18 protein-coding genes are annotated in these 24,179 nt (G+C 63.1%); 11 read left to right on the top strand and 7 right to left on the bottom strand.

Features of this window, described 5'->3' with window-relative positions; all coding sequences use genetic code 11:
• The first annotated feature begins 134 nt into the window (after positions 1–134).
• The 9 genes from NKI63_RS00090 to NKI63_RS00050 all read left to right on the top strand — a co-directional run bounded on the left by NKI63_RS00090 (position 135) and on the right by NKI63_RS00050 (position 12,481).
• A complete protein-coding gene (locus tag NKI63_RS00090; RefSeq protein ID WP_352820147.1) occupies positions 135–3,614 on the top strand; it encodes an indolepyruvate ferredoxin oxidoreductase family protein in 3,480 nt (1,159 codons plus the stop codon).
• 151 nt (positions 3,615–3,765) lie between these two features.
• Positions 3,766–6,087: a putative bifunctional diguanylate cyclase/phosphodiesterase gene (locus tag NKI63_RS00085; protein ID WP_352751858.1), complete on the top strand. Its 2,322-nt coding sequence runs from the start codon at positions 3,766–3,768 to the stop codon at positions 6,085–6,087.
• A gap of 149 nt (positions 6,088–6,236) precedes the next feature.
• The gene (locus tag NKI63_RS00080) at positions 6,237–7,019 is read left to right on the top strand and encodes an N-acyl amino acid synthase FeeM domain-containing protein (RefSeq protein ID WP_352751860.1); all 783 of its coding nucleotides are present in this window, start codon (positions 6,237–6,239) and stop codon (positions 7,017–7,019) included.
• Between the two features lie 119 nt (positions 7,020–7,138).
• Positions 7,139–7,288 carry a DUF3096 domain-containing protein gene (locus tag NKI63_RS00075; RefSeq protein WP_352480107.1) on the top strand — a complete coding sequence of 50 codons (150 nt, stop codon included), beginning with the start codon at positions 7,139–7,141 and terminating at the stop codon, positions 7,286–7,288.
• A gap of 173 nt (positions 7,289–7,461) precedes the next feature.
• Complete coding sequence (locus NKI63_RS00070) at positions 7,462–7,686, top strand: aa3-type cytochrome c oxidase subunit IV (protein ID WP_254816044.1); 225 nt, start codon at positions 7,462–7,464, stop codon at positions 7,684–7,686.
• An 81-nt stretch (positions 7,687–7,767) separates the two neighbouring features.
• On the top strand, positions 7,768–9,042 hold the full coding sequence (locus NKI63_RS00065) for a Re/Si-specific NAD(P)(+) transhydrogenase subunit alpha (RefSeq protein WP_352820144.1): 1,275 nt from the start codon (positions 7,768–7,770) through the stop codon (positions 9,040–9,042).
• The gene (locus tag NKI63_RS00060) at positions 9,042–9,464 is read left to right on the top strand and encodes a proton-translocating transhydrogenase family protein (protein ID WP_502900425.1); all 423 of its coding nucleotides are present in this window, start codon (positions 9,042–9,044) and stop codon (positions 9,462–9,464) included. The genes NKI63_RS00065 and NKI63_RS00060 overlap by 1 nt, the downstream gene beginning before the upstream one ends.
• A 6-nt stretch (positions 9,465–9,470) precedes the next feature.
• Positions 9,471–10,868, top strand: a complete 1,398-nt coding sequence (locus tag NKI63_RS00055) for an NAD(P)(+) transhydrogenase (Re/Si-specific) subunit beta (protein ID WP_352700885.1) — start codon at positions 9,471–9,473, stop codon at positions 10,866–10,868.
• Positions 10,869–10,960: 92 nt separating this feature from the next.
• Positions 10,961–12,481 (top strand): hypothetical protein, encoded by a 1,521-nt coding sequence (locus tag NKI63_RS00050; protein ID WP_352505879.1) that lies wholly within the window; start codon positions 10,961–10,963, stop codon positions 12,479–12,481.
• A 95-nt stretch (positions 12,482–12,576) separates the two neighbouring features.
• Here the strand turns inward: NKI63_RS00050 and NKI63_RS00045 are convergent, their stop codons facing one another.
• From NKI63_RS00045 to NKI63_RS00030, 4 genes are all read right to left on the bottom strand, one after another.
• Positions 12,577–13,494, bottom strand: a complete 918-nt coding sequence (locus NKI63_RS00045) for a hypothetical protein (RefSeq protein WP_352480094.1) — start codon at positions 13,492–13,494, stop codon at positions 12,577–12,579.
• A gap of 245 nt (positions 13,495–13,739) precedes the next feature.
• A complete protein-coding gene (gene gyrB, locus NKI63_RS00040; RefSeq protein WP_352505878.1) occupies positions 13,740–16,211 on the bottom strand; it encodes a DNA topoisomerase (ATP-hydrolyzing) subunit B in 2,472 nt (823 codons plus the stop codon).
• A 146-nt stretch (positions 16,212–16,357) separates the two neighbouring features.
• Positions 16,358–19,024 (bottom strand): caspase family protein, encoded by a 2,667-nt coding sequence (locus NKI63_RS00035; RefSeq protein ID WP_352751862.1) that lies wholly within the window; start codon positions 19,022–19,024, stop codon positions 16,358–16,360.
• 58 nt (positions 19,025–19,082) lie between these two features.
• Positions 19,083–19,652, bottom strand: a complete 570-nt coding sequence (locus NKI63_RS00030; protein WP_352505876.1) for an NADPH-dependent FMN reductase — start codon at positions 19,650–19,652, stop codon at positions 19,083–19,085.
• A gap of 185 nt (positions 19,653–19,837) precedes the next feature.
• Here NKI63_RS00030 and NKI63_RS00025 point away from each other — a divergent pair, with 185 nt between their 5' ends.
• A complete protein-coding gene (locus NKI63_RS00025) occupies positions 19,838–21,211 on the top strand; it encodes a cytochrome P450 (RefSeq protein WP_352505875.1) in 1,374 nt (457 codons plus the stop codon).
• A 21-nt stretch (positions 21,212–21,232) separates the two neighbouring features.
• On the opposite strand, the gene NKI63_RS00020 is transcribed toward NKI63_RS00025, so the two are convergent.
• A complete protein-coding gene (locus NKI63_RS00020) occupies positions 21,233–22,207 on the bottom strand; it encodes a complex I NDUFA9 subunit family protein (RefSeq protein WP_352505874.1) in 975 nt (324 codons plus the stop codon).
• Positions 22,208–22,450: 243 nt separating this feature from the next.
• On the opposite strand from NKI63_RS00020, the gene NKI63_RS00015 reads away from it, so the two are divergent.
• The gene (locus NKI63_RS00015; protein ID WP_352505873.1) at positions 22,451–22,720 is read left to right on the top strand and encodes a hypothetical protein; all 270 of its coding nucleotides are present in this window, start codon (positions 22,451–22,453) and stop codon (positions 22,718–22,720) included.
• Between the two features lie 54 nt (positions 22,721–22,774).
• On the opposite strand, the gene NKI63_RS00010 is transcribed toward NKI63_RS00015, so the two are convergent.
• Positions 22,775–23,776 (bottom strand): Ldh family oxidoreductase, encoded by a 1,002-nt coding sequence (locus NKI63_RS00010; protein WP_352686637.1) that lies wholly within the window; start codon positions 23,774–23,776, stop codon positions 22,775–22,777.
• Between the two features lie 33 nt (positions 23,777–23,809).
• A partial coding sequence (locus tag NKI63_RS00005; protein WP_352480102.1) for an ABC transporter permease subunit occupies positions 23,810–24,179 on the bottom strand: 370 nt, incomplete at its 5' end.

Raw genomic sequence — 24,179 nt, 5'->3', positions numbered from 1 at the left:
CGATCGTTTGTTGCGGACCGCCTGGCACCTTCGATTTCGTTTGACCTCCCCGGCAAGGGAAGAAAGACTGTAGGCACTCGACTCCGACGTTGGCCGTGCACCTCCTGGCACGGTCTCCGCACAGGAAACGCCTGATGACGCTGCACAACGTCGCGCTCGACGACAAGTTCGACCTGGCAAAGGAGCGCATCTTCCTGTCGGGCGCCCAGGCAGTCATCCGCATGCTTCTGATGCAGCGCGAGCGCGACCGCCGGGCTGGCCTGAACACCGCCGGTTTCGTCTCCGGCTATCGTGGCTCGCCGCTCGGCGGCCTCGACATGCAGCTGTGGAAGGCCAGAAACCAGCTCGCGCAGTCGGACATCGTCTTCCAGCCCGGTCTCAACGAGGAGCTCGCCGCCACCGCGTGCTGGGGCTCGCAGCAGGCGGAATTGCTGGGCGAGGGTACCCATGACGGCGTTTTTTCGGTCTGGTACGGCAAGGGTCCGGGCGTCGACCGCTCCGGCGACGTGTTCCGCCACGCCAATCTCGCCGGGTCGTCGAAACATGGCGGCGTGTTAGCCCTGATGGGTGACGACCACATGGCCGAATCCTCGACCAACGCGCATGCCACCGAGTTCCTGTTCGTCGACACCATGGTGCCGATCCTCAATCCGGCCGGCGTCCAGGAGATCATCGACTACGGCCTCTACGGCTTTGCCATGTCGCGTTTTGCCGGCACCTGGGCGGCGATCAAATGCGTCAAGGACAACATCGAATCGACGGCCTCGGTCGATGCCGCGCTCGACCGGCTAGATATCGTCGTCCCGGACTTCGACATGCCGCCCGGCGGCCTCAACATCCGTAACGAGATCGACATGCTCGGCCAGGAGGAGCGGTTGCATGAATACAAGCGCGCCGCAGCTTCCGCCTTCATCCACGCCAATGGGCTGAACCGGATCGTCTATTCGGGCGGCAGCAGCGCCAGGCTTGGCATCGTCACCATCGGCAAGAGTTATCTCGACGTTCGCCAGGCGCTGGAGGATATCGGCATCGACGAAGCGGCCGCCAATCGTATCGGCATCAGGCTGTTCAAGGTCGGCTGCCCGTGGCCGCTCGACCTGCAGCACGTCGCCGACTTTGCTCGCGGCCTCGATACCATCGTCGTCGTCGAGGAGAAACGCTCGCTGATCGAGGTGCAACTGCGCGAGAACCTTTACGGCACCGCGACGCAGCCGGTCATCGTCGGCAAGAAGGACGAGCGCGGCGACTGGCTGTTCCCGGCCAAGGGCGCGCTCGACCCCAACGACATTGCCATCGCGCTCGGCGAGAGGATTTTGCGAACGATCGGCCCGTCAGAGGAAATCGCCGCGCGGGTGGCGAAATTGCGCCAGTTCCAGGCGATGCTGGCCGACACGTCAGACATCGCCTCGCGCACGCCGTTCTTCTGCTCCGGCTGCCCACACAATTCCTCGACCAAGGTGCCGGACGGCTCGCTCGCCGCCGCCGGAATCGGCTGTCATTTCATGGCGTTATGGATGGACCGCAATACCGTAGGCTTCACCGCCATGGGCGGCGAGGGCGCGCAGTGGGTCGGCCAGGCGCCGTTCTCGAAGCGCGAGCACATCTTCCAGAACCTGGGCGATGGCACCTACAACCATTCGGGCGTGCTGGCGATCCGCTTCGCGCTGTCGACCGACGCCAACATCACCTATAAGATCCTCTACAATGACGCCGTCGCGATGACCGGCGGGCAGCCGCACGAGGGCGGCCTGACGGTGGACATGATCGCCAGGCAGGTGCGCGCCGAGGGCGTCCAGCGCATCGCCATCGTCACCGACGAGCCGGACAAATATACCGGCAAGGTGGAATTTCCCGCCGGCGCCACTATCCATCACCGCGACAACCTCGATCTCATCCAGCGCGAGTTGCGTTCGGTCAAAGGCGTCTCGGTGCTGCTCTACGACCAGACTTGCGCTGCCGAGAAGCGCCGTCGGCGCAAGCGCGGCACCTTCCCCGATCCCGACAAGCGTATCTTCATCAACGAGCTGGTCTGCGAAGGCTGCGGCGATTGCGGCGTGCAGTCGAATTGCGTCTCGATCCAGCCGGTCGAGACCGAATTCGGCCGCAAGCGCAAGATCGACCAGTCGAGCTGCAACAAGGACTTCTCTTGCGTCAACGGTTTCTGCCCCTCCTTCGTTACCGTTCACGGCGCCAAAATCAGGAAAGCCGAAGGCATAGCCGGCGCGGCCGACCCGCTCGCGGGGGTGCCGGCGCCGGCGCAATTTACGCTCGGTGAACAAGGCTGGGCGGCGATCATCGACGGTGTCGGCGGCACCGGCGTCGTCACCATAGGCGCGGTGCTAGGCATGGCCGCGCACCTGGAAGGCAAGGGCTGCGGCATGATCGACATGGCCGGCCTCGCCCAGAAGGGCGGCTCCGTGTTCACCCATGTCCGCATCGCCCGCACGCCGGACGACATCCACGCCATTCGGGTATCGGCCGGCAAAGCCGACCTCGTGCTTGGCTGCGATCTCGTCGTTTCGGGTGCCAAGAAGGTGCTGGCCGCGGTGCGCGAAGGCCATACCATCTTCCTCGCCAACACCGCCGAGATCATGCCGGGCGAGTTCGCCCGTTCGGCCGATTTCTCGCTGCCCGTCGAGCGGCTGAAGAAAGCGATAAGAACGGCCGCAGGCGACGACAAGACGCATTTCTTCGACGCCACCCGCACCGCCACCGCGCTGTTCGGCAGCTCGCTTGGCGCGAACATGTTCATGCTCGGCTTCGCCTTCCAGCATGGCGGCCTGCCGCTGTCGGCGGAGGCGGTCGAGAAGGCGATCGAACTCAACGGCGAGGCGGTGGCGATGAATGTCGCGGCATTTCGCTGGGGCCGCCGCGCTGCCCACCAGCCGGATTTCGTGCGCGGCCCTCTCGCCCAGCCGGGCAAGGCCACGCAGCCTGCCGCCATTGCCGAGACGCTGGACGACATCATTGCCCGCCGCGTCGCCTTCCTGACCGCCTATCAGAACGCCGCCTATGGCAGGCGCTATGCCGACAGACTGGCGGCGCTGCGCAAGGCCGAAACCGATGCTGTGCCCGGCTCGACCGTGGTGACCGAAGCTGCCGCGAAGAACCTGTTCAAGCTGATGGCGATCAAGGACGAATACGAGGTGGCGCGGCTTTATACGGACGGCTCCTTTGCCGCAGAGCTCGCAAAGCAGTTCCAGAGCTATGGCAAGCTTGAATTCCATCTCGCACCGCCGATCATGGGCAGGCGCGGCAGTGACGGGAAGCCGAAGAAATCGAGCTTTGGCCCGTGGATGATGAACGGGTTCCGCCTGCTGGCGGCGATGAGGGGGCTGCGCGGCACCGCTTTCGACCTGTTCGGCTACAGCGCCGAGAGGCGTATGGAGCGGCAGCTTCTTGCCCTCTATGAAGCCGACCTGGAGCTTGTCGCCGGCGCGCTGGCGCCGGGCAAGATCGAGGCCGCTGCCGCGCTTGTTTCGGTACCGGCGCTCATCCGCGGCTTTGGCCACGTCAAGCAGGCCAGTGCCGAAAAAGCCGCCGGCGAACGCCAGCGCCTGCTCGACCGCCTCTCGAGGGCGCCGCTGCGGCCGCAACTTCAAGCCGCCGAATGATTCCGCGCTCTGACACCCTTGTTTACCTGAACTGTAGTTTCCCTGCTTCCGCGGCGTCACCAATGGATGCCGGCAGGGCTCGAAACGCCGCTCTAAACCTTTCTTAAGGCCAATGTGACACTGCTGGGTTCCCCAGGGTTGGGATCCAGGCGTGAATCTGAGACGAAAAAACGAGATTCCGGTCGACGTTTACATTCCGTTCGTGGAAACGCTGTTTCGCGACGGGTTCACGCTGTCGATCGGCCTTGTTGCGCAGACCCTCCTCGTCATTCTGGTCTATTGGAAGACCATGGACTTGGCGTATCTTCTAGTTGCTGCTGGGCTCATCATTGTCGGTACTCTGCGCCTTCGCAACATCCGGAAATACGGGCGACTTCCTTCCCCGACGACGTGGGAAGAAGCCCATGATCGCGAAAATGATTACATAATTTTCGGTTCGATGCATGGTTTCATGCTTGGCGCGTTCTGTTTCGTTAGCATTTATCTGGCAAATGACAGCCACGACAACTATGCCGAAATAGCCTCTGTCTGCGTCACTCTTGCATCGGTTACGTCGATTGCCGGCCGCAATTATGGGTCGCCGCGCATGGTCATGATTTTTATCATTACCACCACATGGCCCATATCGCTTGGCTTTATCCTGCGCGGCGATATCTACCACATTATCCTCGGTCTGATGTCGGCCCCTTTTCTGTTTGCGATCAAGCGGTTCGCCGACATCGTCCGCGAAGTCCTGTTTACCGCCCTGTCGGAGGAAAAGAAGGCGAACCGCATCGCGCAGCGTTTCAACCGCGCGCTCAACACCATGTCGCATGGCCTTGTCATGCTTGGTCCCGACGGCCGGGTGGCGGTGGCCAATGCCGAAGCCGCGCACCTGATGTCGCTCAAATCGGCCGATGCGCTGCTAGGCCGCTCGATCCACGGTCTGCTGATGCGCGGCGCTGCAGGCGGCATGTTGGCGCCGAAAGATTGCCGTTACATCGAAGCCCAGCTGACGCGTGCGTTGCGCGAGGGCCGCGACCGCAAGGTCCTGGTCTCGCTCACCAACGGCCAGCACTATGAATTTTCGGCGCGCGAAGGCAGCCAGGAACTGGGCGTCGTCACTTTCGAGGATGTGACCGCCCGGGTCGAGGCGGAAGACAAGATCCGCTTCATGGCGCGCTACGACAGTCTCACCGGCCTGCCCAACCGCGCCTACTTCCACGAGTTGGTGGTGGAAGCCATGGCCTCAGGGGATCCCGCGCGTCTCTGCGGGCTGGTGGTGCTCGACCTCGACGATTTTAAGAGCGTCAATGACACGCTCGGCCATCCGGTCGGCGACGGATTGATCTACGCCGTTGCTGAGCGGCTGGCCGCGGTCGCTGGGCCAGGCATCACCGTCAGCCGCTTCGGCGGCGACGAGTTCATGATCTTCTTCGAGCGCATCGAGGATGAAAGCCACCTGATCGGCCAGGTTGATGAGATCTTTGTCAATCTACAGGGCGAGGTCGATGTCGCCGGCCACGGATTACGCATCCAGGGCAGCGGCGGCGCGGTGCTGTCGCGGGTCAAGGATACCGACGTCGACGCCATGATCGTCAAAGCCGACCTTGCACTCTACAAGGCCAAGGAGCTTGGCAAGAACGGTTGGCGGCTGTTCGAGGCCTCCATGGATGCTGCCTTCCGCAGCCGTCAGCTGATGAAGGCGGACCTGCGCAGCGCCGTGGAAAACAACGAATTGCGGGTGGTCTATCAGCCGATCGTGGCGATGAGCACGATGCGTATCGCCAGTTGCGAAGCGCTGTGCCGCTGGGATCATCCCGATCTCGGGCCGATTTCCCCCGGTATCTTTATTCCGCTGGCGGAGGAAATGGGGATTATTTCCGACATCAGCACCTTCGTCCTGCATGCGGCCTGCACGGAATGCGCCAAATGGCCGGCCCAGACCAGCGTCTCGGTCAATCTCTCGGCCAAGGATTTCCGCAACCGTGATGTCATCCAGAAGGTTCGCGACGCGCTGGCTGAATCCGGTCTTTCCGCCGGACGTCTGGAGATCGAGGTCACCGAGACGGCGCTGCTCGACGACAAGTCGCTGACACGCCAATATATCGAGGAGTTGAAGCGGCTCGGCGTGCGCATTGCGCTCGACGATTTTGGTACCGGCTATTCGAGCCTGAGCTATCTCCACAAGCTGCCGCTCGACAAGATCAAGATCGATCGCTCGTTCCTGATCGACGTCACCCAGAACAGCCGGTCGCTCGAATTGCTGAAGGGCATCGTCAACCTGTCGCGACCGCTGGGACTTTCAGTCACCGTCGAAGGTGTCGAGACCTTCGAACAGCTCAAGATCCTGGCATTGCAGGTCAAGCCGGACCTTGTCCAGGGCTTTCTGTTCGGATCTGCGCTCAGCGCGTCCGGCATCGAGACCATGTCGAGCACCGTCTGGCCTTTCGCCAAGGATATTAAGACGGCAAGGAAGGCGCCGCGGCGCTGACTTCGCGCTGAAAACCGCGTATTTTAGTATAATTTTATTAATTATTAACCTTAACGAGCGGTAAACGACCTCCTGCTTATTTTCATCTTTACATCTCATGACCCGTCCGTAGTGTCGGCTGGTGGCGGCAATCGCGGGGAATAGAGTTCATGTGTGCCCAGTTGAGTTCGCTCGGCCATGCGGCGGGCGCTGGTGGGAAAGATGCGTCCGAGACCATGTCCAGCTTCGCGCAACATGTCTATGCGCTGCTTGACCGGACGGAGTACCGACGCTGTGAAAGCGGCGAGGACTTCGAAAGCATTTACAGGCTGCGCTACAATTCCTATCGGATGAACGATCTGGTGCCCGAGAATGCGTCCCGTCAGGTCCATGACGAGTTTGACGAACTGCCCAATTGCCATACGTTTGGAATCTACATCGAGGGGCGGCTGGTCAGCACGATGCGCCTGCATGACGTGTCTGCTGATAACGCCACATCACCAGCGCTCAGCGTATACAAGGACTTGTTGATGCCGCGTCTGGCGGCCGGCGAAGTCTTTATCGACCCGAGCCGTTTTGCCGTGGACGCCGAATGGTCACGGCTTTACCCTCAGATCCCGTATGTGACGCTGCGCCTTGCCGGCATGGCGTGCTTCCATTTCGGCGCGCCTTATTGCATATCCATGATCCGTGAGGACCATGCGGCTTTCTACAAGCGCGTCTATCGGGCGCGACCGATCGGTGATGCGCGGCCCTATGCCGGCGTGATCAACTGTTTTGCGCTGCTTTATCAGGCCGATGTCCTGGCGATCAAGAATGAAACCTACGCTCGCTTTCCGTTCTTCCGTTCGACGCCGATGGAGCAGCGCATGTTATTCGATAAGCCCGGCGCCGGCGAACTCGCGCCGCTGACCATCCTGCCCACCGCCAAGTATTTTCGCGAAGCCGCCTGAACGAGCCCATGGAGCCTTCCGATCGCTTCGGCGTTCTGGGCAAGGGTGCTGGTGGTAGGTCGGCATGGCCGACATCCATCACGCACCGCTTCGATGGCGATCCGATCAAAGGAACCGATATGACCATTTCCACGCTCGCCCTTACCCCGCTTATCTCGCTGATTGCAGGCGTGCTGATCCTGGTGATCCCGCGGCTGCTCAATTATATCGTCGCCCTTTATCTGATCGTTGTCGGCCTGCTCGGTCTGTTCCCGCATCTCGCCGGCTAACGACATCGGCAATAGCGGACCTGCCATCCATTAGGATTGGTATCGCCGCGCTCCGCGCAGCGATTTCAAGTTTTGCTTGAGATTGTTGGCTGCGGCGATGCGGCAATAGCGCCATTGCCCTTAACGCGGCTTTTCGCTATGTGCCTGAAAGATGTCTTCGAAGGGGTATTCCAATGGCTGAACATACGCCGACCGGTCCTGTCGAACTGGGCGCGAAGATGGACTATGCCGAGCACGACCGCACCTATGCCGGCTTTGTGATGCTGGCCAAATATGGGTCGCTATTTTGCGCCGCCGTGCTTCTTGCCATGGCGTTCGGCTTCTTTGTGGGCGGCTTCTTCTCGGCGACTATCCTGTTCGTGCTGATCCTGGCCATCGGCGCCTTTATTCTCCGATAACTCCTCCAACCTTTGTCGAAGGCGCCGCCGCGGACGGTCGGTGTCTTGCGGTAACAGGGTTCCGGCCGAAAGGATCGTGCGGTGGGACAGACGGTTTTCATCCCTCGTGAGATCGACGCAAACGAGCCTCGCGTCGCGGCCTCGCCCGATACGCTGAAGCGGCTGGCAGCGCTGGGTTTCGACGTAATCGTGGAAACCGGCGCCGGCACGGCGTCGCGCATTCCCGACGAGGAGTTTGCCAAGGCGGGCGCCACGATCGGCAAAGCCGGCGATGCTGCCAAGGCCGACGTGGTGCTAAAGGTGCGCCGCCCCATGGACGCCGAGCTGAAGGGCTACAAGTCCGGCGCCGCTGTCATCGCGATCATGGATCCCTACGGCAACGATGCTGCCGTCGCAGCCCTTGCCAGGGCCGGTGTTACTGCCTTCTCCATGGAGTTCATGCCGCGCATCACCCGGGCGCAATCGATGGACGTTCTATCCAGCCAGGCCAACCTCGCCGGCTACCAGGCGGTGATCGATGCGGCTGCCGAATATGACCGGGCGTTGCCGATGATGATGACGGCGGCTGGCACGGTGCCGGCTGCAAAGGCGTTCGTCATGGGCGTCGGCGTCGCCGGTCTGCAGGCCATCGCCACCGCGCGCCGCCTCGGCGCCGTGGTCACCGCCACCGACGTGCGCCCGGCCGCCAAGGAGCAGGTCGCCTCGCTCGGCGCAAAATTCCTGGCCGTCGAGGACGAGGAGTTCAAGGCGGCCGAGACGGCCGGCGGCTACGCCAAGGAAATGTCGAAGGAGTACCAGGCCAAGCAGGCGGCGCTGACCGCCGAGCACATCGCCAACCAGGACATCGTCATCACCACGGCGCTGATCCCCGGCCGTCCGGCGCCGAAGCTGGTTTCGGCGGCGATGGTCGCCTCGATGAAACCCGGCTCCGTGATCGTCGACCTCGCGGTCGAGCGCGGCGGCAATGTCGAGGGCGCCGTGCCCGGGAAGGTGGTGACCACCGCCAACGGGGTAAAGATCGTCGGCCATCTCAACGTTCCCGGTCGCGTCGCCGCCTCGGCCTCGCTACTCTATGCCAGGAACCTCTATGCCTTCCTCGAGACGCTGGTCGACAAGGCGACGAAGACGCTTGCCATCAACCGCGACGACGAGCTGGTCAAGGCAACCATGCTGACCGATGCCGGCAAGGTCGTGCATCCCGCGTTCGTCAGGGCTGAACAGCATGCACCAAAGGGCCAACATGTCGAACCACCGGCCATTCCGGCGAGGACAATGGTTGCCGAGGCTTCGGCGAAGCCGGCTGCGAACAGACCAGCCGCTTCGAGGAAGCCCAAGACCACCGGAGGGATCGCGTGATGGATCAGACTCTGCAGAAAGCCCTCGACCAGCTCGACCAGGCGACAGCTGCCGTGCGGCTCGCGGTTCAGAACCTGGCCGCCGCGCCCGGCGCCGAAGCGGCCGGTGACGCCGCTCACGCGCTGTCCGGCGGCGCCATCGATCCCTTCGTCTTCCGCTTCGCAATCTTCGTGCTGGCGATCTTCGTCGGCTACTACGTCGTCTGGTCGGTGACGCCGGCGCTGCACACGCCATTGATGGCCGTCACCAACGCCATTTCCTCCGTCATCGTAGTCGGCGCGTTGCTGGCCGTCGGCATCTCGGCCTCGGGCATCGCCACCGGCTTCGGCTTCGTTGCGCTGATGCTGGTATCGGTCAACATCTTCGGCGGCTTCCTCGTCACCCAGCGCATGCTGGCTATGTACAAGAAGAAGGAAAAGTAGGCCGCTATGAACGCCAACTTCGCTTCCTTCCTCTATCTGGTCTCCGGCATCCTGTTCATCCTGGCATTGCGCGGCCTGTCGCATCCGACCACCAGCCGCCAGGGCAACATGTACGGCATGATCGGCATGGGCATTGCCATCGCCACGACGCTGGCTCTGGCCACCCCTTCCGCCGGCCGCTTCGCGCTGATCGTGCTCGGGCTGGCCATCGGCGGCTCGGTTGGTGCGGTCACGGCACGGCGCATCGCCATGACCTCGATGCCGCAGCTGGTCGCCGCCTTTCACTCGCTGGTCGGTCTTGCTGCGGTCATGGTGGCGGCCGCCGCCATCTATGCACCGGAAAGCTTCGGCATCGGCACCGTCGCCGATATTCATGCCCAGGCGCTGATCGAGATGAGCCTCGGCGTTGCCATCGGCGCCATCACTTTCACCGGCTCGGTCATCGCTTTCTTGAAGCTCGACGGCCGCATGTCGGGCAAGCCGATCATGATCGGTGGCCGCCACTTCATCAACGCGGCCCTGGGCATTGCGCTGATCGTGCTGATCGTGCTGCTCGTCACCACCGAGTCCAAGCTGGTGTTCTGGCTGATCGTTGCCGGCTCGCTGGTGCTGGGCGTCCTTCTCATCATCCCGATCGGCGGCGCCGATATGCCGGTGGTGGTGTCGATGCTGAATTCCTATTCCGGCTGGGCCGCCGCCGCACTCGGTTTCACGCTCGGCAATCTGGCGCTGATCATCACCGGCGCTCTGGTCGGTTCATCGGGCGCCATCCTGTCCTACATCATGTGCAAAGGCATGAACCGGAGCTTCATCTCGGTCATCCTCGGTGGCTTCGGCGGCGAGACATCAGCCATTGCCAACGACGGCATCGAGCGCACGGTCAAGCAGGGCTCGGCCGAGGATGCCGCCTATCTGATGATGAATGCGCAAAAGGTCATCATCGTGCCGGGCTACGGCATGGCCGTCGCCCAGGCGCAGCACGCGCTGCGCGAGATGGCCGACAAGCTCAAGGCCAACGGCGTCGACGTCAAATACGCCATCCACCCCGTCGCCGGCCGCATGCCCGGCCACATGAACGTGCTCTTGGCCGAAGCCAACGTGCCTTATGACGAAGTGTTCGAGTTGGAGGACATCAACTCTGAGTTCGCGCAGGCCGACGTCGCCTATGTCATCGGCGCCAACGACGTCACCAATCCCTCGGCTCGTGACGACAAGTCCTCACCGATCTACGGCATGCCGATCCTCGACGTCGACAAGGCGCGCACTTGCCTGTTCGTCAAGCGCTCGCTTGGCTCCGGCTATGCCGGCATCGACAACACGCTGTTCTACAAGGACGGCACCATGATGCTGCTCGGCGACGCCAAGAAGATGACCGAGGAGATCGTCAAGGCCATGGATCACTGAAAAGGCCTCGTTGCCAATTCACTGCCGATCGTCGAATACAGCTCGGCTCCGCGCCGGGCTTTTTCTTGGCTGTTACCGGTTCTGAAGCTACGATGCCGACCCGTCGTCTTGCAAACGGCGTCATCGTGGAGGTGCTGGTGCCCGACCCTGGTTCTGCTGCATCGCCGGCCGCCGATCTGACCGCAGCAGAGAAGGCGCCACGCAAGCGCAGCCAGGCGGTAGTGGTCGTGCACGGCATGGGCGAGCAGCGGCCCATGGACACGTTGAGGGAGTTTGTCCAGGCCGTATGGAGCCACGATCCGGCCCGTGCACCGTTCTATGCCCATGTCGCCGATCCGGCCGACCCGATGGGTGCGAAGATCAACCAGAGCTGGATCACGCCCGACAGCCGGACCAATTCGCACGAACTCCGCCGGATCACCACGCCCTATGATGTCGATGGCCGCCGCACCGATTTCTACGAGCTTTACTGGGCCGACATCACCCAGGGCACGACCCGAAGCCGCCTTGCTGCCTGGGTGACGACCCTGCTCTGGCGCAAGCCCGTCGATATTCCGCGCGATGTGCGCAAACTCTACGTCGTCACGCTTTTGGCCACCATCGTCGTCCTCGGCGCGGCGCTGGCGCTCGCAACGTCGACCTGGCAAGGCTACATCTCCTGGACGACCGGTGTGCTTGTCACGGTTCTGGCGTCGTTCGTCATCTGGTCGGTGGACCAGTTTGGCTTGCCTTATTTCGGCGACGTCGCCGCCTATGTGCGGGCCGAAGCGGCAACGGTCGAGAAACGGGCGCTGGTCCGCGAGCGTGGCCTCAAGCTGCTGAAGCGTCTCATGATGGACGATGCCTATGATCGCATCGTGCTGGTCTCGCACAGCCTCGGGTCGATCATCGCCTATGATCTGTTGCAGATCTTGTGGGCTGATTTCAGGCCTAGAAAGCTGGAAGCCATTCGCGACAAAGCGCGGCTGAAGGCGATCCACGCCGTCGACAAGGCGACGCTGGCCGCCGATGCCTCCGCCTGGCCCGACAGCCTCAATGATCTCCCCGCATTCCGGCGCCACCAATGGGAGCTCTACCGGCAGCTTCGCGTCGGCGACGCCGATCATCCGCTGCCGTGGAAGATCAGCGATTTCGTCACGCTCGGCAGTCCGCTGACCCACAGCGAGTTCCTGGTGACCTACAACCTCGCCGAATTCAGGCGCGGCATCGCCGAGCGCCTGTTTTCGGCATGCCCGCCGATCGCCGACAGGGCGGCGGGCGGGACCATGCTCTACCAGGAAGGGCGCAGCCATTCCGGCAAGCCGCAGCGGGCGGTGCATCATGGCGCGGTGTTTGCCGCAACGCGCTGGACCAATATTTTCGACAGGGGCAATGGCTGGCTGACCGGCGACCCGATCTCAGGGCGGATGACGGAAAACTTCGGTCCCGGCGTGGAAAACATCCAGGTCGAGCTGCGCGGCTCGCTTGGCCGCGTCTTCACGCACAGGCTCTATTGGTCGCTGACGGCGAGCGGCGTCGAAGTCAATGCGCCGGTCGGCGCACGGCCGCGCTCGCACCTTGCCGTGCTGCGCGATGCGGTCGATCTCGGCCGCAAACTGGAAGCTGAGCTGTAGGCGGTGAGCACGACAATGCCGCGGCGGCACTTCAAGGCAAGGGTCCGCTTCGGGCGTAATCTTCCCGAAGCGGACCGAGTTCGCCTAGTCACCGATCAACGATTGGTCAGGAAAATTGCTTCCTCGTCGTCGCGCTGCCTGCCGCCAAGTGCTGCGGCCGCACTGGCAATGAAGGCGCCGATGACCAGCGACAGCGCGCCAATCAGCGAGAAGGTGGCGCCTGCCTTTCTGGCGGTGTCGGCCGCCTGCTGCGCCTTGACCTTGGCCTCCTGCGCTCTGGCGATTACTGCATCGACGCGAGCGGTGGCATCCGCTTCGGACAGGCCTGTGCGGGCGGCCACCAGCCGCGACAGATAGGTCTTGTCGTCGGCCGATATTTCGCCTGCTGCGGCACTCGCGATCAGAATGCGCGATGCCTGCGCCGATGCCGCGGCGTCGCTCTCCGGATTGGCGGCAGCGAGCCTTGCCGGATCGGCCGGGCGAAACAGCGTATCGACGAAATACGACGTGGCGTCGTTAGTCGAGGCGCCACCAGCGTTTGCGGCAGCACCTGCCGAAGCGCCCATTGCCGCGCCCGATGCCACAGTCGAAGCAGCCTGGACACCGCTGCCTATTGCGGCCGAAAGCGCCGTGCCGAGCACGCCGGCGACGAGCAACGTCGCCAGCGCCCAGGCCAGGAAACCGTGAGCGGTATCGCGGAAGAAGACTTCATCGGTGTGGATGCCGACCCATTTGGTGCGCAGGCGTCCGGCGAGGTAGCCGCCCAGCGCCGACGACAACCACTGCACGACGATCAGCCAGACGGCAGTGGAAACTGCGAAAGTGGTGACTGACGCACCCGAGCCGGACCATGGCGACACCATGCTCAGCCCAAGCCCGGAGCCGAGCAGCATCAAGATGAAGGTAAGCGTCGACGCAGCAAAGGCGCCGGCGACGATTGGCCCCCAGCTGACAGCGGGGGAAGCGGATTCCGTCGGTGCGGAAACGTCGGCAGTCGTTAGGGTGGACGGCATCGAAGCCCCCTACCTTGCAAACAGCATGATCAGAATAATGATCGGAATCGGGACTCCGAGAAGCCAGAGCAAAATGCCACGTCCCATGGATGCCTCCTGCGGCGATTGTGATCAACTACAATGCCTTGAAAGCCTTTCCGTTCCGGCGGTCCTGCTGATCTCTGTTGCTTGCAACAGTCGGCATCGGTGCGCCAAGGCGCACCAATGCACTTCATGCCTGCTGGCTGGGTATCTGAGATCGTGGCTCAGATGTCCAGATTGGCGACCGACAGCGCGTTTTCCTGGATGAATTCGCGCCTGGGCTCGACCTCGTCGCCCATCAGCCGCGAAAACAAGCTGTCCGCATCCGTTGCGTCATTGACCTTGACCTGCAAGAGCGAGCGCACATTCGGGTCGAGCGTCGTTTCCCAGAGCTGCTCGGCGTTCATTTCGCCAAGGCCCTTGTAGCGCTGCATGGTGAGGCCCTTGCGGCCGGTGGCAAACACGGCATTGAGCAGTGCCAGCGGCCCCGAAATGGTTTCCGAGACATCCTTGCGGCGCAGCACCGGCGGCTCGCCATAGATTTCCGCCAGACGCGGCGCATAGCGGTCGAGCTGGCGTGCGTCGGCGGAATTGATCAGCGCCAGGTCGAGATGTGCGAACTCCTTGACGCTGCGCACCGTTCGCTCGAAGACATAGCCGCCAATGCCCTCGTTCGAGGTCGACATGCGGCCGATCCAGCCGCGCTCGGTGTCCTCGGCGATAATGTCGAGACGGCGGGCAACACGCTCGGCCGTCTCATTGGCGCGGCCGAGGTCGGTGAAGATCTCCGGGTTGAGCGCGCCGGCAATCGCTGCCTGCTCGACCACGCCTCTGTTATAGCGGGTGTGCAATCCGTTGATGAGCTGGCGGACAGCCAAGGCGTCGTCGATGGCACTGCGCAGGTCCTGCCCGGCCCGCACCTCGCCCGTGCTGAGCGCAAGCGACGCTTCTTCCAGCCCGGAGCCGATCAGGAATTCCTCGAAGGCGGCTTCGTCCTTGATGTATTGCGAGCTCTTCCCGCGCGTCACCTTATAGAGCGGCGGCTGCGCGATGTAGAGATGACCGCGTTCGATCAGTTCCGGCATCTGGCGAAAGAAGAAGGTCAGCAGCAAGGTGCGGATGTGGGCGCCGTCGACATCGGCGTCGGTCATCAGGATGATCTTGTGGTATCGCAGCTTGTCGGCATTGAACTCGTCCTTGCCGATCGAGGTGCCGAGCGCAGTGATCAGCGTGCCGATCATGTCGGAGCCGAGCATACGGTCGAAGCGGGCGCGCTCGACATTGAGGATCTTGCCGCGCAGCGGAAGAATGGCCTGGTTCTGGCGCGAACGGCCGCCCTTGGCCGAGCCGCCGGCGCTGTCGCCCTCGACGATGAAGATCTCCGATTTTGCCGGATCGCGCTCCTGGCAATCGGCCAGCTTGCCGGGCAGCGAGGTGACGCCGAGCGAACTCTTGCGGGTAATGTCGCGTGCCTTGCGCGCGGCTTCACGCGCGGCCGCGGCCTGGATGACCTTCTCGATGACCGCCTTGCCCTCGGTCGGGTGCTCCTCCAGCCAGGTGCCGAGCGCTTCGTTGACCAGCCCTTCGACCACCGGACGGACCTCGGACGACACCAGCTTGTCCTTGGTCTGCGAGGAGAATTTCGGGTCGGGAACCTTGACTGACAGCACCGCCGTCAGCCCTTCACGGCAATCGTCGCCGATCAGCGCCACCTTTTCCTTCTTGGTCAGGCCCGAAGAGTCGCCATAGCCGGTTATCTGGCGTGTCAGCGCACCGCGAAAGCCTGCCAGATGCGTGCCGCCGTCGCGTTGCGGGATGTTATTGGTGAAGGCCAGCACGTTCTCGTGGTAGCTGTCGTTCCACCACATGGCGACTTCGACCGTGATGCCGTCGCGCTCGGCGCGGATCGATATCGGCTTGTCGAGCAACGGCTTTTTCGTCCGGTCGAGATATCGGACGAACTCTTCGAGGCCGCCATCGTAGTGCAATTCATGGCGCACGATGTCGGCATGGCGGGCATCGGTCAAAACGATGCGCACGCCGGAGTTCAGGAAGGCGAGTTCGCGCAGCCGATGCTCCAGCGTACCGTAGTCGAATTCGACCATGGTGAAGGTTTCGGACGACGGCAAAAACGTGATTTCGCTGCCGCTGCGGCCTTCATAGGTGCCGGGGAGCTTGTCTTGTTCATAACTGCCGGTAACGCGCAGCGGCGCGTCGGCATTGCCATGCGTGAAGCTCATCTCGTAGATCTGGCCGTTGCGGCGGATCTTCAGTTTCAGCCAGGCCGACAGTGCGTTGACGACCGACACGCCGACGCCGTGCAGGCCGCCCGACACCTTGTAGGAGTTCTGGTCGAACTTGCCGCCGGCATGCAGCTGCGTCATGATCACTTCGGCCGCCGAAATGCCTTCGCCGGTGTGGATATCGGTCGGAATGCCGCGGCCATTGTCGGTGACCGTCACCGATCCGTCCGGATTGAGCGTCACCGTGACCAGGTCGGCATGGCCGGCCAGGGCTTCGTCGATGGCGTTGTCGACGACTTCATAGACCATGTGGTGCAGGCCCGAGCCGTCGTCGGTATCGCCGATATACATGCCCGGCCGCTTGCGAACGGCATCCAAGCCCTTCAAAACCTTGATGGAATCGGCGCCGTATTCGGCTTCAACGCCGTTGGCGATGTCGGTCTGTTCGCTCATGAAAACCTGTCTGATTGATGCCGTGTGCAGAGCGCGAAAAATCGGCTTCGAATCGCGCATTTCTAATGTCGTAGATATAGGCGCAAAAGGCGGTTTTTCCAAGGTTTGCAGGCATTTCCGGACGGAATGACGGTCGCGTCGGCCGGCTACTGGCGCTTGGCTTCGATCCTGGCCAGCCGCTGACGCAGGAACTTGATCATGAATTTGTATCGCGGCGCCAACCGCCCGCTTCGGTCGAGCTCGAGCGTCATGTCGAGCGCCTTGGAAAGCACGGCTTTCGGATCCTTAGCGACTTGCGCGTAGTCGATATAGGCGACCACCAGGTCGCGCTGCCAGGTGGCGTTGTCCGGATCGGCCCGGGCAAGTTTCTCGCGAATGGCCAGGCTGTCCTGATAGGCTTGCCGGGCTCCGCTGAGGTCGCGCTGCTTTAGGCGCAGGGTGGCGACTTCGGACAGCGTTATCGACAAGTCACGCTGCCAGTCGGAATTGGCCGGATCGAGCTTGGCCAGCCGCTGCGCAATCGCGTAGCTGTCCAGATAGGCTTTCAGCGCGCCTTTGTGGTCGCCCTGTATCGCCAGGACGCCGGCGACTTTCTCGAGGCAGACGGACAGGTCGCGCTGCCATTCGGTGTTGTTCGGGTCGCCGACGGCGAGCGCGCTGGCCTGCGAAAGTGCCTCACGATAAGCCGAAAGTGCCGCCGGCCAATTCTGCTGGTCGCTCAGCGCATTGCCGATCTTGGCGTTGCCGACCGACAGGTCGCGTTTCAGCTCGGTGTCGTCCGGATCGCGTTTCGCCAGTTGCTTGACGATCGCGAGGCCTTCCCTGTAAGCCGCCAGCGCCCCGGCGGCGTCGCCGCGTTCGCGCAGCAGGTCGCCTATCGTATCGTGGCTGACCGAGACGTCACGCTGCCGGTCGGCGTCTCCCGGTTTGTCCGCCGCCAGCGCCAGCCGCACCTTCAGGCTCTCTTCATAGGCCGCCTGTGCGTTATCCAGTTGGCCTGCGACATGGGCAAGGTGACCGATCTCATCGTAGGTGATGGTCAGGTCGCGCTGCAGTTCGGCACGGTCGGGCTCTCCGGCGGCGAGCTGTTTCTTGATCGACAGACTTTCCTGGTAGACCTCTGCGGCGCCGGCCAGATCGCCTTGCGTCGCCAGTACGTTACCGATCTTGTCGTCGGCCATGGCGAGGTCGCCGAACCACTCCAGATTGTCCGGTTCTGCCTCGGTCAGGCCCTGCAGAATGGTCTTGGCCGCCTCATAGTTTTGCAGCGCTGTCGGCAGATTGCCTTGTGCCATCCGCACATTGCCGAGCTTGACGTGACTGACGGCGAAGTCGCGTTTCACGTTGGGATCGGTTTCATGATGCGACCGCCGTTCGAGATCGGCTTGCAGCGTCTCGAAGGCGCGGCCGGCCGCATCGATATTGCCAACCGTGGTATAGAGTTTGCCCAGCTCGTCCAGCGTGCGGATCAAGCGGTCGGCATCGTCGAGCGACAGCACCACCCGTCCGGCTTCGCCATAAAGCGCGAGCACGGATTCATAGTCCTTGATGGCTGTGGCGTAGTCGAGGTCGGCCCGCGCCGCCCCGCCGGACAGATAGCGCGTTGCGGCCTCGGAGAGCGTGCGGCTGACGAAATTGGCCTTCAGAGCGTTGCGAGAGACATTATCGATCTCGGCTGCCTCGGCGAGCTTTTTGCGCGCCGCATCGAACGCTCCCAGCGAAAGCTGCTCTTCGGCCTGCCGGCGCAACGCTGCCACCCGCAGATCGTCGGATCCAAGCGTCTGCATTTCGCTCCGCACCTTGACGAAGGCGTCGGCTGCCTCACGCAGCCTGGCGTTCAGACTGTCAGCGGAGAGGTGGCCGGTATCGGAACTGATCAACGCGCCATAGAGCGGTGCCAGCGGCATGTCGGCGTCACTGGCGATCTTCTCCACCTCGCCGCGCATCTGAGGCGTCACCTCGGCCATGGCAAGCAACAGGCGTTCGCGCTCGGGCAGTTTCTCCTTGGCTGTCGTGGCAAAGAACAGCTGCGGCAGGCCGCTCTCGACATAGGGCAATTGCTTGCCGCGCGAGAGGTCGTAGACCTCCTGCTGCACGAGCGTCAGCACGGAGCGGATCTCGAGTCCATCGGTGCCGAGATATTTCGTCAACGCCGCGGTGAACGGCGAATTCTGGCCGGTCCCATCCGCGGCGGTCTCGCCGGGCGCTGCCGAGAAGGCAAACAGAATGTTTTCTGCCCGCCCGACGCGGCCAAGACCCGGCCGGACCTTGACGCCGACCTCTTTTGCAAGCGCCGTTGCGCCGCGGCCTTCGCCGCCCGTAGCCGCAAACGGATCGCTGCGGCAGGCATCGAGCACGATCAGCCCGACCTTGCTGGTGGCGGCGACGGTCGTGCGGATCTGCTCCAGCGGCAGGCTGGTCCTTTCCAGCGCATCGAGCGACGACGCGTCTGCATCGACCGGCAGGAGCCGATTCTCGCCGGCGATCTCGACCCCGTGGCCGGAAAAGAACACCAGTACCACGTCGGCGCCTTTGGCATCCTCGCGGAAATCGTCGAGCGCCCGGCGCATGCGCCGCAGGTCGCGGTTGGTTTCGAGGAAGACCTCAAAGCCGAGCTTCCTCAGCACCGTTTCCATCACCTCGCCGTCGTTGACGGGATTGGCGAGCGGCCGGATCAGCCGGTAGTCGTTCTCGGCGATGACCAGCGCAACGCGCCGCTCCGCCACGGCAGCGGAGGCCGTCGAGAGGATCAGCAGCAAGGCAAACAGAAGACGCAAATCGAACCGCCCCGGCCCGGTCGTTTGCCGGAGCATTCCATCTCTTTATGGCATGAGCAAGTTATGGCATCGGCAAGCGCGGCCGTTCGCGTTGTCAGCCGACCCGCATCGGCTTCAGCGCTTCGCTCCAGCGGAACAACTCGTCCAGCATGGTCCTGGCCCCGCCGAGCACCTGCTCGCTGGGCAGGAAGGCGCCGGTCTCGTCGAGCAGCTTCTGGTACATCGGCAGCGCCACGCCTTCCGGGATCGGCATGACGCCGACGGAGGTCAGCAACGGTTTGACTGCCTGCGCCGCTCGCAAGCCGCCGGAGACACCGCCATAGCTGAGGATGGCGGCCGGCTTGTATCGCCATTCCCTGAGCAGGTAGTCGACCGCGTTGACGATCGCCGGAGCGGCGAAATAATTGTATTCCGGCGCTACGAAGACGAATGCGTCGGCGGCGTCGATTGCTTTCGACCAGGCTTTCGTGTGGCTGTTTTCGTATTTGCCGAGTCTCGGATGATGCGGCTCGTCCAGCACCGGCAGGTTGAAGGCGGCGATATCGGTGAGCAATGGCTCGAATTTGCCGTGTTCGCGCGCAAAGCTTTCCAGCCACTTTGCGAAAACCGGTCCGGCGCGGCCCGGCCGCGTGCTGCCGATGATGACGTTCAACTGGTGCTTCAAAGCGGGGCTCCTGCCGGTTTCTGACATCTGTGGTGCTGCCACCTAAGACACGCAGCCGGACACAGCAAGCAGGCAATTTCCGGTGCCCTGGTCACATTCCAGAGAGCGGATGCTTCGCCTTGTCGTCCAGTCACATGGACGCCTGCCTTGCCCGCCACTACATTGAGGTGTCAGCGGAGCAAGCCATGGACAGTCAGCCCGTCCCCTTCGTCCCGCCGGCGCCGAAGCCGCGCACAGCGCCGCCCTCGACGCTGGAGATGATCCGCATCGTCTACCGCAATCCGCTCGAGCTGTGGGGCGAGCCGACCTATAACGAGCCCTGGATTTCGGTGACCGGTATCGGTGGGCCGCTGGTCATCGCCAACGATCCCGGTCTCATTCGCCATGTGCTCGTCGATAACGCCAAGAACTACAAGATGGCGACGGTTCGCCAGCTGATCCTGCGGCCGATCCTGCGCGACGGCCTGCTGACCGCCGAGGGCGAGGTTTGGAGGCGTTCACGCAAGGCGATGGCGCCAGTGTTCACGCCGCGCCATATCTTCGGTTTCGCCGAGCCGATGCTGAAACGCACGCGGGAGTTCGTCATGCGCTACGAGGGCGGCGGTACGTTCGACGTCGCTCACGACATGACGCTGCTTACCTTTGACATCCTGGCCGAGACGCTGTTTTCCGGTGAGATTTCAGGCGAGCCGGGCAGCTTTGCCAAGGAGATCGACCGCCTGTTCGAGACGATGGGTCGGGTCGATCCACTCGACCTGTTGCGGGCACCCGACTGGCTGCCGCGCCTGACCCGCATCCGCGGCCGCAAGACCATGGCCTACTTCCGCAAGATCGTCACCGACACGGTGCAGATGCGCGAGGCGCGGTTGAGGCGTGCTCCGGACACGGTGCCGCAGGATTTTCTTACGCTGCTGTTGAGGGCGGAGGGACCGGGCGGGCTAACCCGGTCCGAAGTCGAGGACAACATCATCACCTTCATCGGCGCTGGCCACGAGACTACGGCCAGGGCGCTCGGCTGGACGCTCTACTGCCTTGCCGAAGCGCCGTGGGAGCGCGAAAAGATCGAGCACGAGATCGATGCGGTGCTGGCGCGTGAGCCCGACCCGACGAAATGGCTCGACGCCATGCCGCTCACCCGTGCCGCCTTCGAAGAGGCGCTCAGGCTCTATCCGCCGGCGCCATCGATCAACCGCGAACCGATCGAGCCCGAAACCTGGAACGGCCTCTACATACCGCGGCGTGCCGCGGTGCTGGTGATGCCGTGGGTCGTCCACCGCCATCGGAAATTGTGGGACCGGCCGGACGCTTTCATGCCGGAACGCTTCCATCCGGGGAATCGTGAAAAGATCGACCGTTTCCAGTATTTGCCGTTCGGCGCCGGGCCTCGCGTCTGCATCGGCGCCAGCTTTGCCATGCAGGAGGCAATCATCGCGTTGGCGATCATGCTTTCGCGTTATCGTTTCGATACCACCGCGCAAACCCGACCCTGGCCGGTGCAGAAGCTGACGACGCAGCCGCAAGGCGGGCTGCCGATGCAGGTTACCAGGCGCGCGCCGTAGGCAACCGGACGTCCGTTCGTGTTATGCGGCGGACTTGCGTTGGAACTGGCCGGCGGCGCGGTAGCGCCAGAGATAGCTTGGCAGGATGGTTCCGATCGAACGCGGCTGGATACCGAGGCCGGCAAGCGTCCTGTTGTCCTTGACGGCGTCATCCGACACGACATTGTGCTGGCGCAACAGCAGGACCTGGTCCTTGGTCAACAATGGATTGGGCAGCAGCCCGAGAATTGATGCCTGGAGGTTCGCCAGCCACCATGGCACGGGCAGCAAAAACCGCCTGCGTTCGATGATGACGAGCAGCTCTTGCATGCATTCCTTGAAGGTAAGCACCTGCGGCCCGCCGAGTTCATAGATCCGGCCGCCCTGGACCTTGCCGTCGACCGAGTGCGCCACCGCCTCGGCGACGTCGCCGACATAGACCGGCTGGAATTTCGTCTGCCCGCCGCCGATCAGCGGCAGCACTGGGGAAAAGCGGGCCATGTTGGCAAAGCGGTTGAAGAAACCGTCCTCCGGCCCGAAATTGATCGATGGCCGCAAGATCACGGCGTCTTGGACCGTCTCAAGAACGGCCTTTTCGCCGAGCGCCTTGGTCCGCGCGTAGTCCGATTGCGCGTGGAGCTCCGCTCCCAGAGCCGAGATGTGGGTGAGGCCGGCGCCGACGGCGCGCGCCGCTTCGGCAATAGCGCGCGCGCCGAACTCGTGGACGGCAGTAAATTTCTGCCGGCCGGCCTCATGCGCGATCGCCACCAGATTGACGACATGGTCGGCGCCTTGCACGGCGCGGTCGACCGACCAGCGCACCCGGACATTGGCCTGCACCGGCTGGATCTGCCCGACATTGCCAAGCGGTTGCAAATGACCGGCGAGATCGGGCCGGCGGCAGGCGACCCGGATGCGGTAGCCGCGCTTGGCCAGCGCCCGCACGACATGACGACCGACAAAGCCGGAGCCGCCGAAAACGACGACGAGCTTTGGGGTCTGAAGGATTTCGGTCATGGCTGGCTCCGGCGGGCTATCCAGATGGCTTGATTGAAGCCGTTTCATAGTCGGTTTCGCGCCAAAGGCAAAGGGCGACCATAGGTCGCCCGGCACTGTTGAAGCATGATTTTCCGGATCCGTTCGAAATGGCAGAAAACGCCGTCGAGGCCCGGCTTTACGGCAACTCCATTAGGAACAGGAACCTTTGTTCGCTAGGCGATTTTAGATGTATGGTTTGATTCCGAATGGAGGATATTGCCGATGACGACAAAACGCGTTGCGATCTTCGCTCTGGCTTTCGTAACAGGCTGCAGCATTGGTGCCCCGGCATTCGCGGCAAACCGGCATCACCAAGCGCAACCCGAACGCTACGTTCCCGCCAACGGCGACATCATCGACATTCTGTTCGGTGGCCCGCGCTACTATGACAACCCCCTGTTCACGACGGCCGCCGAACCCTGCTCCTACAACAGGGTAGGACCGGACGCGAATGCGGTGAACGTCATCAACGATCATCATTGCGGGAAGTAGGCTCGCGCTCCCGGATCGGCCGGCCTCTGCCGCTCATCGTACAAACGAATTTCTTTAGGACGAATAGCGCGCGGCGAATTCGGAAATGCGTTGCACCACGGCTTTCGGCGCGCTTATGCCGCGCGCCGCCGCCTTCTCTGCCGCTTCTGCCCGGGCACGCCCCGGCACATGCACGCCATAGCGCCGCCGCAACCTGTCGAGTTGGTCCTTCATCCGTTTCTCGAAGTTCGGATCGAGCAGCTTGGGCTCGACGGCGAGCACGAACAGGCCGGTCCCCGGACTGTCCGGCCCGCCGCTGAACCATGGCGCATCGAGCGACCAGTTGGCGCCCGACAGGCCCGCAGCCAGCACCTCGACCATCAGCGCGATGTTGGCGCCGCGCTGGCCGCCGAAGGCAAGCATGGCGCCTTTCATGGCGGCTGCCGGGTCCGTGGTTGGATTGCCGCTGGCGTCCAGTGCCCAGCCTTCGGGGATCTTCTTGCCGTCCTCGGCCGCCTTGCGGATGTTGACGAAGGCAGTGGCGCTCGACGACTGGTCGATGACCAGCGGCGCCCCGTCCGTGGTGGGTGCGGCAAAGGACATCGGGTTGGTGCAGTAGACCGGCTTGACCGAGCCCGAGCCGGCAAGCACGGCCGGGCCGTTGGTGGCGGCGAACGACACCAATCCCTGCGCGGCCAGCCGTCCGGTGAAATAGCCGAGCGCGCCGCAGGTATAAGCATTCTTCTGCGAAAAGATGGCGACGCCGAACAGCCGCGCCGCCTTGGCGAGGTCATCGATCGTGCGGTCGAAACCGGTATGCGCTAAGCCGCCGCGCGCATCGGAAAGATAGACCGCGAGCGCCGGCCTGGTGATCACCGGATCGGCGTTGCCGTCAATACGGCCGGCTTCCAGTGCTTCGAGATAATCGATGAAGTGCGACAGTCCGACTGTCGACAGTCCTTCAGCCTCGGCCGCGACGATCGAGGCAGCCAGCGACTGCGCCGCCTCTTCGTTGGCGCCGGCGCCAAGTGCGGCCATCCGGCACAGCCCTGTCGCCTGGTCGAGACTGAGTTGCATGGCAGCTGCCCTGAATTCGCGACTTTAACAGCTTTAGCCTAGCTTGCTCGGGATCCGCGCCTCGAGCCTGCGGAAACCGAACACCAGGATACCGGTGATGGACATATAGACCAACGCCAGAAGCAGCAAGGGTTCGTAGGTGATGAATAGATCCTGGCGCACCCGCGAAGCTACGGCATAGATGTCGACCATAGTTATCGTTGCCACCAGCGGTGTCGCTTTCAGCTGGAGAACAGTTTCACCCGCCAGCGTCGGCAGTGCCCGGCTGATCGCCTGCGGGAGCCATATGCGCCTGAAGATTTTCCAACGGCTCATGCCGAAAGCGCGGGCCGCTTCGAGTTGGCCAAGCGGTACCCCGGCGAAGGCGCCACGCATTACTTCGCCTTCATAGCCGGCATACGAG

The sequence above is a fragment of the Mesorhizobium sp. M0410 genome (assembly GCF_040321435.1).
Taxonomy (GTDB): Bacteria; Pseudomonadota; Alphaproteobacteria; order Rhizobiales; family Rhizobiaceae; genus Mesorhizobium.
This window is presented reverse-complemented; position numbering and strand designations above follow the sequence as displayed.

Excerpts from the sequence above, each read along its gene's own strand:
- gyrB (WP_352505878.1), bottom strand. The coding sequence starts at position 16,211 with ATGAGCGAACAGACCGACATCGCCAACGGCGTTGAAGCCGAATACGGC.
- NKI63_RS00055 (WP_352700885.1), top strand. The coding sequence starts at position 9,471 with ATGAACGCCAACTTCGCTTCCTTCCTCTATCTGGTCTCCGGCATCCTG.
- NKI63_RS00080 (WP_352751860.1), top strand. The coding sequence starts at position 6,237 with ATGTGTGCCCAGTTGAGTTCGCTCGGCCATGCGGCGGGCGCTGGTGGG.
- NKI63_RS00035 (WP_352751862.1), bottom strand. The coding sequence starts at position 19,024 with ATGCTCCGGCAAACGACCGGGCCGGGGCGGTTCGATTTGCGTCTTCTG.
- NKI63_RS00020 (WP_352505874.1), bottom strand. The coding sequence starts at position 22,207 with ATGACCGAAATCCTTCAGACCCCAAAGCTCGTCGTCGTTTTCGGCGGC.
- NKI63_RS00050 (WP_352505879.1), top strand. The coding sequence starts at position 10,961 with ATGCCGACCCGTCGTCTTGCAAACGGCGTCATCGTGGAGGTGCTGGTG.
- NKI63_RS00015 (WP_352505873.1), top strand. The coding sequence starts at position 22,451 with ATGACGACAAAACGCGTTGCGATCTTCGCTCTGGCTTTCGTAACAGGC.
- NKI63_RS00060 (WP_502900425.1), top strand. The coding sequence starts at position 9,042 with ATGGATCAGACTCTGCAGAAAGCCCTCGACCAGCTCGACCAGGCGACA.
- NKI63_RS00070 (WP_254816044.1), top strand. The coding sequence starts at position 7,462 with ATGGCTGAACATACGCCGACCGGTCCTGTCGAACTGGGCGCGAAGATG.
- NKI63_RS00010 (WP_352686637.1), bottom strand. The coding sequence starts at position 23,776 with ATGCAACTCAGTCTCGACCAGGCGACAGGGCTGTGCCGGATGGCCGCA.
- NKI63_RS00025 (WP_352505875.1), top strand. The coding sequence starts at position 19,838 with ATGGACAGTCAGCCCGTCCCCTTCGTCCCGCCGGCGCCGAAGCCGCGC.
- NKI63_RS00045 (WP_352480094.1), bottom strand. The coding sequence starts at position 13,494 with ATGCCGTCCACCCTAACGACTGCCGACGTTTCCGCACCGACGGAATCC.
- NKI63_RS00090 (WP_352820147.1), top strand. The coding sequence starts at position 135 with ATGACGCTGCACAACGTCGCGCTCGACGACAAGTTCGACCTGGCAAAG.
- NKI63_RS00075 (WP_352480107.1), top strand. The coding sequence starts at position 7,139 with ATGACCATTTCCACGCTCGCCCTTACCCCGCTTATCTCGCTGATTGCA.